This is a genomic window from Roseisolibacter sp. H3M3-2, assembly GCF_029211165.1.
Classification (GTDB): Bacteria; Gemmatimonadota; Gemmatimonadetes; order Gemmatimonadales; family Gemmatimonadaceae; genus Roseisolibacter.
In genome coordinates this window covers 1-10,400 of record NZ_JARGEK010000157.1, presented here as the reverse complement: position 1 = coordinate 10,400, position 10,400 = coordinate 1, and the positions used below count along the sequence as shown (strand labels likewise).

Here is a 10,400-nt window from a genome sequence, read left to right as displayed (position 1 = left end):
CAGCGACACCGGCGCCCGGGCCACGCGCACCGGCACGCCGCGGCCGAGCGCCGCCAGCGCGATCGCGTAGCCGCGCGTGTCGCGCGCGTCGAGCACGCGGTAGGCCGCGCCCGTCGCCCCTGCCGCGCCGCACCGCTCGCGCGACGCGGCCACCACGTCCACCTCGCGCACCGGCTCCGTGCGCGCCTCGAACCGCGTCGCGACCTCGTCGGCCGTCACGCCGAACTGGAAGGGGAGCGTCCACCCCGCCACGTCGTACGGCCGCTCCTGCGGCCCGCCGGGGTAGCGCTCCATGCGCGGGAAGCGCTGCACCTCCAGCAGGTCCTTGGCGTGCGCGCGGTACGGCTGCGCCATCTTCACCACGTAGCTGCCGGCAGCGTACGACGTCCCGTTCGCGGTGAACGGCGCCGTCGCGCGCTCCACCTCTACCCCGCCGATGCGCAGCACCTCGACCAGGCGCAGCGCCGCGCCCGGGTCGCGCTGGCCGGCCGGGATCACGTACGCCCACGGCCCGCCCGCCTCGCCCATCGCGACCTGCCGCCGCCCGATGCGCGCGAAGTTGCGCACGTACTGGTCGCGCTGCTGCGACAGCATTCGCACCAGCGCCTCGGCCGCGATCAGCTCGTAGTCCATGATGTCGCGCAGCCGCCACGTCCCGCCCGGCCAGGGGTTCGGGAAGTTCACCTTCTGCTCGTAGCGCGGCAGCCCGCGCGCGTGCCCCTTGAGGTCCTCGCGCCGCTGCGTGATCGGCGTCGCGATCCGCACGCTCGCCGCCTCGGTGAGCAGCCCGACCATGTTGTGCCGCGTCGGCGTCGACCGCGCCCCGCCGTGCCACCACAGGTCGTACGTCACGCCGTCGCCCACCCCCGTCTTGCCGCGCTCCTCCAGCGCCAGCGCCATCTCCATCCCGATGTGGTTGATCCCGCGCACGATCAGCGGGTCCACGTTCGGGTCGATCGGGTCGACGTGCGGCGGGACGGTGAGGCGCATCCCCTCGTTCCCCTGCTGGTGCACGTCGTAGAACACCGCCGGGAACCACTTCCGGTACAGCAGGTCGGTCACCAGGCGCGTCTCCACCTGGGTCGCCATGTACCAGTCGCGGTTGTTGTCGTGGCCGACGTACGCGTGGTACAGCCACGGCAGCTGCCCGCCCTCGTACGGCGTCCCCAGCGTCTGCTTGTAGTACTCGGTCACCATCTGCTGCCCGTCCGGGTTCAGCGACGGGACGAGCAGCAGCACGACGTCGTCGAGCGCGCGGCGCAGCGTGTCGTTGGTCACCAGCCGGTGGGCCAGCTCCATCGCCATCTGCGACGACGCGATCTCGGTCGCGTGGATGTTGCAGGTGATCATCACGACCGCCGGCTGCCGCGCCACGATCGCGGCCTCGTCGGCCGCCGACAGCCCGCGCGGGTCGGCGAGACGCGCCTGCCGCTGGCGGATGGTCGCCAGATTGCGGATGTTCTCGGGCGACGAGATGGTCGCCACGACCAGCGGGCGCCCCTGCGTCGTGCGGCCGAGCGTGTCCACCTTCACCATCGGCGTCGCGCCGGGCAGCGAGGCGAAGTAGCGCGTGATCTGCCCCCAGTCCGCGAGCGTGCGGTCGGCCCCGACCTCGAGCCCGAGCAGCCCGCTGGGCGTGGGCACCGCCGGCGCGCGGCCGCGGGGGGGACGACGGCCAGGGCCGTCAGGACGGCGGCCGACAGCGCGGCGACCGATCGGCGGAGCATGTGGGGGGCGGGGCGGGGGCGGCGGGGTGGCCGGGGTCTCGGCGGACCGGGGCGTGCGGATACCGCGCTCAGTATATCGCCCGCCCCCGCGCCCGGTCGACGCCCGCGATGACCCCCGCCGCCCCGCCGTACAAGGAGCCGTTCCGCACCGCCGTCCTCGGCACCGTCTTCGGGGACCGCACCGCCGTCGTGCACCGCCTGCACCCCGGCGACCGCCTGATCCTCGTCCCAGACCCCGAGGAGGCCGAGATCCCCGCCGTCTGGGTCCACGCCGCCGGCGGCGACGTGCTCGGCCACCTCTCGCTGCAGATCGCCGTCTGGATGGCCCCGTGGATGCTCGCCGGCGGCCGCGCCGGCGCCGTCGTCGAGAAGGTGCACCCCGACGAGGTCGAATCGTGGCAGCGGCTGATCATCAGGGTCGAGCTGCACGACTGAAGCTGCGGGCTGCGGACGGCGGGTCTGAACGAATCCGCAGTCCGCAGCCCGCAGCGTCCCTCAGATGACGCCCAGCTTCGCGCCGACCCGCTTGAACGCCGCCACCGCGAAGTCCAGGTCGTCCCGCGTGTGCGCCGCCGAGATCTGGCACCGCACCCGCGCCTGCCCCTGCGGCACGACCGGGAAGCCGAAGCCGGTGACGAACACCCCCTCGCCCAGCAGCAGGTCGCTCATCTGGATCGCCGCCGCCGTCTCGCCGACGATGATCGGCACGATCGGCGTCTCGCCCGGCAGCGGCGTGAACCCCGCCTCGACGATCGCCTCGCGGAAGTAGCGCGCGTTGTCCCGCAGCCGCTGCACGCGCTCGGGCTCCCGCTCCGCGACCTCGACCGCCGCCAGCGCGCTCGCCGCCACCGTCGGCGGCAGCGCGTTCGAGAACAGCTGCGGGCGCGAGCGCTGCGTCATCATGTCGACCACCGCCGCCGGCCCCGCGATGAAGCCGCCGGCCGCGCCGCCGAGCGCCTTGCCGAGCGTCGAGGTGATGAGGTCCACCTCGCCCAGCACGCCGAAGTGCTCCGCCGTGCCGCGCCCCGTCGCGCCCAGCACGCCGGTGGCGTGCGAGTCGTCCATCACCACCACCGCGTCCTCGTCGCGGGCGAGCTGCAGGATCTCGGGGAGGCGCGCGATCGACCCCTCCATCGAGAACACGCCGTCGGTCCAGATCAGCCGCCGGCGCGCGCCCTTGTTGGCCCGCAGCTTCTCGCGCAGGTCGTCGAGGTCGGAGTGCTTGTAGACCGCCGTCGTGCACTTCTTGATCGCCTTCGCCAGCCGGATCGAGTCGATGATCGACGCGTGATTCAGCTCGTCGGAGATGACGAAGTCCCCCGCCTCGACGATCGTCGCCGTCAGCGCCTCGTTGGCGTTCCACGCCGAGACGTAGCTCAGCGCGGCGTCGGTCCCGACGAACCGCGCCAGCGCCACCTCCAGCTCGCGGTGCACCGTGAACGTGCCGCAGATGAAGCGCACGCTCGCCGTCCCGGCGCCGTACGCGTGCAGCGCCTCCACGCCGGCCGCCACGACCGCCGGGTCGTTGGCCAGCCCGAGGTAGTTGTTGGACGAGAGGATGACCACCTCGCCGCGCCCCTCCATGCGGACGCGCGCGCCCTGCGGCGACTCGAGGTGGTTGAGGCGCTTGTAGACCCGGTCGGCCTGCAGCTGCGCGATCTGGGCCTCGAAGTCCTGGACGAGGGCGGCGTTGAGTGCCACGGGACGGCGGGGTCGGGGAGGGGGAGTGGTCAGGACGCGCCGGCCTCGCGCAGCAGCGCCGCGACGAGGGCGTGGCCCGCCGCCTCGGCGAGCGCCAGCGCGGTGCGCCCGGCGGCGTCGCGCGCGTCGGGGTCGGCGTTGTTGTGCAGCAGCAGCTCGACGGTGGCGGCGTGCCCGCCCATCGCCGCCAGGTGCAGCGGCGTCCGCCCCTCGGCGTCGGTGACGCGCGTCAGGCGGTTGTCCATCGACAGCACGGCGGCCGTCTCGTCGGTGTCGCCGGCGCGGGCGGCGGTCAGGATGTCGGCGTGGTCGTCTGCGTACATCGTCGGCTCCTCGGGGTCAGCCCACCTCGAACACGACCTTCCCCGCCTCGCCGCTCTTGATCGCCTGGATCGCGTCGGCGAACCCCTCGAGCGGGAAGCGGTGCGTGATCACCGGCGTCGGGTCGAACGCCCCCGAGCGCAGGAAGCGGGTCATCTGGTGCCAGGTGTCGTACATCCGGCGGCCGACGACGCCGTAGACGGTGATCCCCTTGAAGATCACCTCGGAGGCGAAGTTCACCTCCATCGGCTTGGCGGGGATGCCGAGCATCTGCACCCGCCCGCCGACGCGCACCAGCGCGAACGCCTGGTGGATCGCCGACGGCACGCCCGACATCTCGAGCACCAGGTCGACGCCGTAGCCGCCGGTCGCGCGCGCCACCACGTCGGCCGCCTCGGACGGGTGCACCGCCTCGTGCGCCCCCATGCGGCGCGCCAGCTCCAGCCGCCTCGGGTTCACGTCCGACGCGACCACCCGCGACGCGCCGGCCGCCCGGGCGATGCCGACCGCGAAGCAGCCGATCGGGCCGCACCCCGTCACCAGCACCGTGGCGCCCGGCACCTCGGTGTGCGTCAGCGCCGTGTGGAAGGCGTTCCCCATCGGGTCCATGATCCCGCCGACCTCGTAGGGGACGCCGTCGTCGAGGTGCCAGACGTTCGTCGCCGGCATCGCGATGTACTCCGCGAAGCACCCGTCGCGGTCGACGCCGATGATCTTGGTGTGCGGGCAGACGTGGGCGTTGCCGGTGCGGCAGAGCAGGCAGCGCCCGTCGACGATGTGCCCCTCGGCGGTCACCCGGTCGCCGACCTGCACGTCCTGGACGAGCGCGCCGACCTGCACCACGTCGCCGGCGAACTCGTGCCCGACGACGAACGGCGGGCGGCAGCGCCCCTGCGCCCACTCGTCCCACTCGTGGATGTGCACGTCGGTGCCGCACACGCCCGCGCGGCGCACCTGGATCAGCACCTCGTCGTCCCGGATGCGCGGCTCGGGCACCTCGCGCAGGGCGAAGCCGGGGCCGGCGGTCTCTTTCACCAACGCCTTCAAGCGGTCGCTCCGCGTGTGGTCGGTCGGGTGGGCCTGCGCGCCCGCGGCCGGCGTGCGCGCCGGCCGCGGCGCGCGCGAAAGCTGGCCGCGGACCCGGGGCGGCGGAAGGCCGCGGCGCGCCGGTCGCGCGCCGGCCGCGCGGGGCTAGAAGAGCGACGCCACCTGCCCGCCGTCCACCTGGATCGCCGTCCCGGTCACGAAGCTCGCCCGCGCCGACGCGAGGAACGCCACCACCGCCGCCATCTCGCGCGGGTCGCCCGACCGCCCGAGCGGGACCGCCGCCGTGCGCGCGGCGAGCAGCTCGTCGACCGGCCGCCCGTCGCGCGCGGCCCGCATCTCCGCGAGCTCGCGGGCGCGCGCCGTCTCGAAGTGCCCGGGGAGCACCGTGTTCACCAGCACGCCGTCGGGCGCGCACTCGGTCGCCAGCGTCTTCGCGAGGCCGAGCAGCCCGGCGCGCGCGGTGTTCGACAGCAGCAGTCCGGGCTGCGGCTGCTTCGCCGCCATCGACGTGAGGAAGATCACGCGCCCCCACCGCCGCGCGCGCATCCCGGGCACGCAGCGCCGCGCCAGGCGGGCGGCGGCGAGCAGGTTGAGCTCCAGCGCCGCGCGCAGCTGCTCCTCGCTGGTCGTCGCGAACGTCGTCGACGGCGGCCCGCCGGCGTTCGCCACCAGCACGTCGACGGGGCCGAGCGTCGCCTCCGCCTCGTCGACCGCGCGCGCCACCGCGTCGGCGTCGGTGACGTCGGCGGCGATCGGCAGCACCCGGTGCCGCGCGCGCGCCGTCAGCGCCGCCGCCTCGCGCCGCAGGACATCGGCGCGACGTGCTACCATTGCGACCGCGGCGCCCTCCGCGGCCAGCTCCCGCGCGATGGCGAGTCCGAGGCCGCTCGAGGCGCCGGTGACCAGCGCGACGCGTCCGGCGAGTCCGAGATCCATGTCGTGTGCTCCGGTGTCGGTGTGCGACGACGCGCGGCGCGGCGTGCGCGCCGGCCGCGCACGTCGGCGGTGGTGCGGATCGTGCCCAGAGGATTGCGCGTCGGGCGCGACACCTCTAAGTTCGCGCATCGCGACAAATACCGATGCGCGCACGACGTTACCATTTCGCGTGTCGACCGTCCATTCCGCGACCGCCGCGCGCCGGCGGGCGATCCGCGCCGCCGACGCGGGGCCGCCGCCGCGACGCCGCCGCCCCCTCGGATCTCGCAGTCGCAGTCGCCGCAGTCGCAGCACCCCGTCACACCACGCCCGCGTGCCGCCGGCCCCCGCGCCGCGCGACGCGCCGACGGTTCGCCCGGCCGCCTTCGCGCGGCCAGGCGCTCGACGCTCGACGGCTCGCCGCACCGGGTGCGCGCGCCGTCGGGACGCCCGCGTTCCACCGGGGGACCGCGGGAAGCACCCGCACCAGGAGACTCATGGCTGCTACCAAGACCGCCAAGAAGGGCGCCGCGAAGCGTTCGACCAAGCGCGCGGCGAAGAAGTCCACCGCCAAGAAGTCGTCGGCCCGCAAGACGTCCGCGCGCAAGACGTCGGCGCGCAAGTCGACCGCCAAGAAGTCCTCGGCCCGCAAGTCGGCCGCGAAGAAGTCGACGGCCCGCAAGTCCACCGCGCGCAAGTCGACCGCCCGCAAGTCCACGGCGCGCAAGTCGACCGCGAAGAAGGGCGGCGCGCGCAAGAGCAGCGCCCGCAAGTCGACCGCCCGCAAGTCGTCGGCGCGCAAGTCGACCGCGCGCAAGTCGACCCGCAAGTCGGCCGCGAAGAAGTCGGCCTGACCGCACTCGCCCGCCGCGTCCGACGCGGCGGGCTCTTTCACGACACGACGCCCCGCCGGCATGCCGGCGGGGCGTCGTCGTTGTCCGCGTGGTGCGGCCGCGCGGGCGGCGGCCTTACGCCGCCCGCGGCTCCTGCGCCGTCCCCGCCGCCTCGGCGGGGAGCGCTTCCGGGGCCGGGCCCCAGACGAACGCCGCGAACCGCGGCGCCACCTCGGCGCGGGCGCCGTCGGCGATCACGATCCCGACCGGCACCTCCACATCTATGACCTGACGATTCTGCTTCATGCGGCACTCCGTGCGTTGGGGCCCGGCAGCCGGGCACCCGCTCGTAAGGCAGTGCCGGTGCCGGGACGACCGTCACACGTAAGACGTTGTGTCGCAGGCACTTGTTAACCCGCGTCGGCGCCCGGGCCCGGGTGCCTGTCGCGGGATGACACGTCGCTGGCCGGACGGGTGTCGCAGAACGCGACACCCACGCGCCCTCACGGTCAGTGCAGCTCGGGCTGCTTGCGGGCCAGGAACGTCCGCCCGGCCGAGGGGGAGCCGGCCGCCTCGGGCTCCACCGAGATCGCCCATCCGGCGTAACGGCTCCGCAGCTCCTCGAGCGTGAGCCCCGCCCCCTGTCCGGCGGTCTGCGCGGCGACGATCGTGCGCACCAGGTGCACGCCGCCGTCGAGCGTCGCGCTCTGCAGCGCCGCGATCGCGCGCTCCCGCTCCTCGGGCGCCAGCCCCTCGAACGCCGCCGGCGAGCACACGACCATGCGCAGCGCGACGTCGGGCGCCCACCCCGCGACGTCGCCGATGTAGGCGCGCACGCGCGACATCAGCCCCGCCTGCTCGGCGGCCGCCACGACGCGCTCCAGCGCGTCGGGCTCGTGGTCGAGCGCCGTCACCGAGCAGCCGAGGGCCGCCGAGAAGATCGCGGCCGACTCGTCGTCCACGCCGGCGACGAGCACGTGCTCGCCCTCGGACGCGCGCAGCTCGCGGGCGAGCGCGCTGTCGGGGTGCAGCCCCCAGCGCTCCGGGCGCCGCAGCTCGGCGATGATCTTCAGCCGCCGCCGCCGCCACGTCTGGTAGCTCGGGAGCCGGAGGCGGCGCGCGATGATGCGGTCGACCTCCTCCCAGATCACCAGCTCGGTGAACGTCGCCTGCGCCTGCGCGCGCAGCGCCGCCACGGCCTCGTCGCCGATGGCGAGGATCGCGCTCCGCGGGATCGAGTCCTTGTAGTCCTCGATCTCGCGCTCGACGAACAGCTCGTATTCGTGCTTGAGGGAGCGCGGCGCGTGCATGGCGGCGGGGAACGGCGGCGGCGTGACCGGCGTAACCTAGGTGACGCGGCCACCCCCGCAAGGGCGCGCCGCGCCGCGGGCCCGCCCCGTGATGCCCACGTCCCCGCCCGCCATGCCCGAGCTCCCGGAAGTCGAAGCGGCGGCGCGCCGCCTCCGCGCCGCCGCCGTCGGCCGCGTCATCCGCGCCGCCCGCACCTTCCACGACGCCGCCCGACGCGCGCTGCCGGACCGCGACGCGGCGCAGCTCGCCGGTCGGCGCGTCGTCGGCGTGCGGCGCCTCGGCAAGCACCAGGCGATCGACCTCGACGACGGCAGCACGCTGCACGCGCACTTCCGCATGACCGGCGACTGGGACGTCGGGCGCGACGACGCGCCGCTGCCGCCGCACGCGCGGGTCGCGCTCTCGCTCGACGACGGCACGCGCGTGGCCCTCGCCGGCGCGCGCGTGCTCGACGGCGTGCGCGGGCACGCCCCCGGCGCCGCCCCAGAGCCCCGACTCGGCCCCGACGCGCTCGACCCCGCGAGGGACGGCGCCGCGCTGCGCGCCGCGCTCCGCGGGCGCCGCGCCGCCGTGAAGCCGGCGCTGCTCGACCAGCGGGTCGTCGCCGGCGGCGGCAACATCTACGCGTCGGAGGCGCTGTGGCGCGCGGGCATCGACCCGCGCACGCCCGCCGCGTCGCTCGGCCCGGCGCGCGTCGGGCGCCTCGCCGACGCCGTGCGCGCCGTGCTGCACGACGCGCTCGACGCGCCCGGCCGCTACCAGGACGGCGAGGCGCTGGAGCGGCTGCGCGTCTACGACCGCGAGGGCGAGCCGTGCGTGCGCTGCGGCGCGCCGGTGCGGCGGACGGTGCAGGCCGGACGCTCGACGTACTACTGCGCGCGCTGCCAGAAGCGCTGACGCGCCGCCGGCGTACGCGCGCTCAGTCCATCGCCTCGAGCAGCGCGCCCTTGATGTAGCCCGTTTCCGGCACCGTCAGCAGCTCGGGGTGGTCGAGCGGCTGGCCGCGCAGCTCGCGCAGCGCGACGCGCCGACCGCTGTCGGCCGCCGCCGCCTCGAGCATCTCGAGGAAGAGCGGCTTGGTGAGGTGGTAGCTGCAGCTCGCCGTGAAGAGCAGCCCGCCCGGCCCGAGGAGCCGCATGGCGCGCAGGTTCACGTCCTTGTAGCCGCGCAGCGCGCCGGGGAGCGCGGCGCGCGTCTTCGCGAACGCCGGCGGGTCCAGCACGATCGTGTCGTAGCGTGCGCCGGCGCGCTCCTCCTCGCGCAGGAAGTCGAACGCGTTCGCCTCGCGCGTGCGCAGGTTCGCGTAGCCGTTGCGCGCCGCGTTGGCGTGCGCGCGCTCGAGCGCGTGCGCCGACACGTCGAGCGCCAGCACGTCGTCGGCGCCGCGCGCGAGGTGCAGCGCGAACGACCCGTGGTAGCTGAAGCAGTCGAGCGCGCGCCCGCGCGCGACGCGCCCGACGAGCGCGCGGTTCTCGCGCTGGTCGAGGAACGCGCCCGTCTTCTGCCCGGTCCACGGCGCGGCGAGGTAGCGCACGCCGTGCTCCTCGACCTCGACCTCCTGCGGCACCGCGCCGTGCAGCAGCGCCGTCTCGCGCGGCAGCCCCTCGCGCGTGCGCACGGCGGCGTCGTTGCGCGCCAGGATTCCCTCGCAGCCGGTGAGGGCGCGCAGCGCGTCGACGATCGGCGCGCGCGCGGCCTCGAGCCCCGCGCTCATCAGCTGGACGACCAGCCACCGGTCGTACCGGTCGACGACGAGGGAGGGGAGGCCGTCGCCCTCGCCGTGGACCAGGCGGTACGCCGAGGCCTGGCCGGCCAGCGACGCGCGCCGGCCGATCGCGGCGGCCAGTCGGGAGTGCCACCACTCCCCGTCGAGCTCGGCGCCCGGGTCGCGGTCGAGCAGGCGGAGGGAGATCTCCGAGGCCGGGCTCCAGAGGGCCTGGCCGAGCGGGCGCCCGCGCGGGTCGCGCACCTGGACCGTGCCGGGCTCGGCGGCCGGACGCTGGATGACGTCGCTGCGGAAGATCCAGGGGTGCCCGGCGTCCCAGCGCTGGGCGCCGCGGGCGGAGACGACCGCGATCGAGGCGGGGGTGTGCATGCGCGGATGCTATCGGCCCCGGGGGGCGGTCGGCAGTCCGGCATATAATGATTGTGTCGGACGAGCGGCACGCTCGCGTTCCGGGGCCCTTGACCACCCCCAGGGTCGTTCCTACATTACCCGACCCTTCTCGAGCCGGCACGGCTGGCGCGACGAAGGGGCTGACGGAAACGTTGACAACGACGTCGAAAGTCAGTACAATAAGAGGCTGCAAGCGACGGCCTGGCCGTCGCAACGCTGATTGAAAAGTGAATGACGAGGGGCGGTCGAGAGCTCACCCGAGCTGTCGATCGCGAGTGGGATGCGAATCCAAACGTGGGCTGGCGGACGCGCGAGCGGCCGGCGGCGCACGTACGAGATTGCGTGTCGAGTATTTGTAGAACGCCTAGATAGCGGATCTACTGCGCGTAGTGCTTGGCGAGTTGGATGTAGTCAAGCGACTGAAGGCCA

At 74.8% G+C, this 10,400-nt stretch carries 11 protein-coding genes; 3 read left to right on the top strand and 8 right to left on the bottom strand.

Annotation, left to right across the window (positions count from 1 at the left end; genetic code table 11):
• On the bottom strand, positions 1-1,644 hold a 1,644-nt coding region (locus PYV61_RS13820; RefSeq protein WP_275832491.1), incomplete at its 3' end, for a M14 metallopeptidase family protein.
• 191 nt (positions 1,645-1,835) lie between these two features.
• Here PYV61_RS13820 and PYV61_RS13815 point away from each other — a divergent pair.
• Positions 1,836-2,162 (top strand): hypothetical protein, encoded by a 327-nt coding sequence (locus PYV61_RS13815; protein ID WP_275832488.1) that lies wholly within the window; start codon positions 1,836-1,838, stop codon positions 2,160-2,162.
• 60 nt (positions 2,163-2,222) lie between these two features.
• Here the strand turns inward: PYV61_RS13815 and PYV61_RS13810 are convergent, their stop codons facing one another.
• From PYV61_RS13810 to PYV61_RS13795, 4 genes are all read right to left on the bottom strand, one after another.
• Entirely contained in the window at positions 2,223-3,428 is a 1,206-nt protein-coding gene (locus tag PYV61_RS13810) for a glycine C-acetyltransferase (protein ID WP_275832486.1), read from the bottom strand.
• A gap of 29 nt (positions 3,429-3,457) precedes the next feature.
• Positions 3,458-3,751: an ankyrin repeat domain-containing protein gene (locus tag PYV61_RS13805; protein ID WP_275832484.1), complete on the bottom strand. Its 294-nt coding sequence runs from the start codon at positions 3,749-3,751 to the stop codon at positions 3,458-3,460.
• A 16-nt stretch (positions 3,752-3,767) separates the two neighbouring features.
• On the bottom strand, positions 3,768-4,784 hold the full coding sequence (tdh, locus tag PYV61_RS13800; RefSeq protein WP_275832482.1) for an L-threonine 3-dehydrogenase: 1,017 nt from the start codon (positions 4,782-4,784) through the stop codon (positions 3,768-3,770).
• A gap of 156 nt (positions 4,785-4,940) precedes the next feature.
• The gene (locus PYV61_RS13795; protein WP_275832480.1) at positions 4,941-5,732 is read right to left on the bottom strand and encodes an SDR family oxidoreductase; all 792 of its coding nucleotides are present in this window, start codon (positions 5,730-5,732) and stop codon (positions 4,941-4,943) included.
• A gap of 476 nt (positions 5,733-6,208) precedes the next feature.
• Between PYV61_RS13795 and PYV61_RS13790 the strand changes: the two genes are divergently transcribed.
• A complete protein-coding gene (locus PYV61_RS13790; RefSeq protein WP_275832477.1) occupies positions 6,209-6,565 on the top strand; it encodes a histone H1-like repetitive region-containing protein in 357 nt (118 codons plus the stop codon).
• 114 nt (positions 6,566-6,679) lie between these two features.
• On the opposite strand, the gene PYV61_RS13785 is transcribed toward PYV61_RS13790, so the two are convergent.
• Together PYV61_RS13785 and PYV61_RS13780 are read right to left on the bottom strand one after the other, a co-directional pair.
• Positions 6,680-6,850 (bottom strand): hypothetical protein, encoded by a 171-nt coding sequence (locus tag PYV61_RS13785; protein ID WP_275832474.1) that lies wholly within the window; start codon positions 6,848-6,850, stop codon positions 6,680-6,682.
• A 203-nt stretch (positions 6,851-7,053) separates the two neighbouring features.
• Positions 7,054-7,854 (bottom strand): hypothetical protein, encoded by an 801-nt coding sequence (locus PYV61_RS13780; protein WP_275832472.1) that lies wholly within the window; start codon positions 7,852-7,854, stop codon positions 7,054-7,056.
• A gap of 112 nt (positions 7,855-7,966) precedes the next feature.
• On the opposite strand from PYV61_RS13780, the gene mutM reads away from it, so the two are divergent.
• Positions 7,967-8,752 carry a bifunctional DNA-formamidopyrimidine glycosylase/DNA-(apurinic or apyrimidinic site) lyase gene (gene mutM, locus PYV61_RS13775; RefSeq protein WP_275832470.1) on the top strand — a complete coding sequence of 262 codons (786 nt, stop codon included), beginning with the start codon at positions 7,967-7,969 and terminating at the stop codon, positions 8,750-8,752.
• A gap of 22 nt (positions 8,753-8,774) precedes the next feature.
• Here the strand turns inward: mutM and PYV61_RS13770 are convergent, their stop codons facing one another.
• Positions 8,775-9,950 carry a class I SAM-dependent rRNA methyltransferase gene (locus PYV61_RS13770; RefSeq protein WP_275832467.1) on the bottom strand — a complete coding sequence of 392 codons (1,176 nt, stop codon included), beginning with the start codon at positions 9,948-9,950 and terminating at the stop codon, positions 8,775-8,777.
• Between the last annotated feature and the right edge of the window lie 450 nt (positions 9,951-10,400).

Coding starts and splice junctions, on each gene's coding strand:
- PYV61_RS13815 (WP_275832488.1), top strand. CDS start 1,836: ATGACCCCCGCCGCCCCGCCGTACAAGGAGCCGTTCCGCACCGCCGTC.
- PYV61_RS13805 (WP_275832484.1), bottom strand. CDS start 3,751: ATGTACGCAGACGACCACGCCGACATCCTGACCGCCGCCCGCGCCGGC.
- PYV61_RS13795 (WP_275832480.1), bottom strand. CDS start 5,732: ATGGATCTCGGACTCGCCGGACGCGTCGCGCTGGTCACCGGCGCCTCG.
- PYV61_RS13790 (WP_275832477.1), top strand. CDS start 6,209: ATGGCTGCTACCAAGACCGCCAAGAAGGGCGCCGCGAAGCGTTCGACC.
- PYV61_RS13785 (WP_275832474.1), bottom strand. CDS start 6,850: ATGAAGCAGAATCGTCAGGTCATAGATGTGGAGGTGCCGGTCGGGATC.
- PYV61_RS13780 (WP_275832472.1), bottom strand. CDS start 7,854: ATGCACGCGCCGCGCTCCCTCAAGCACGAATACGAGCTGTTCGTCGAG.
- mutM (WP_275832470.1), top strand. CDS start 7,967: ATGCCCGAGCTCCCGGAAGTCGAAGCGGCGGCGCGCCGCCTCCGCGCC.
- PYV61_RS13770 (WP_275832467.1), bottom strand. CDS start 9,950: ATGCACACCCCCGCCTCGATCGCGGTCGTCTCCGCCCGCGGCGCCCAG.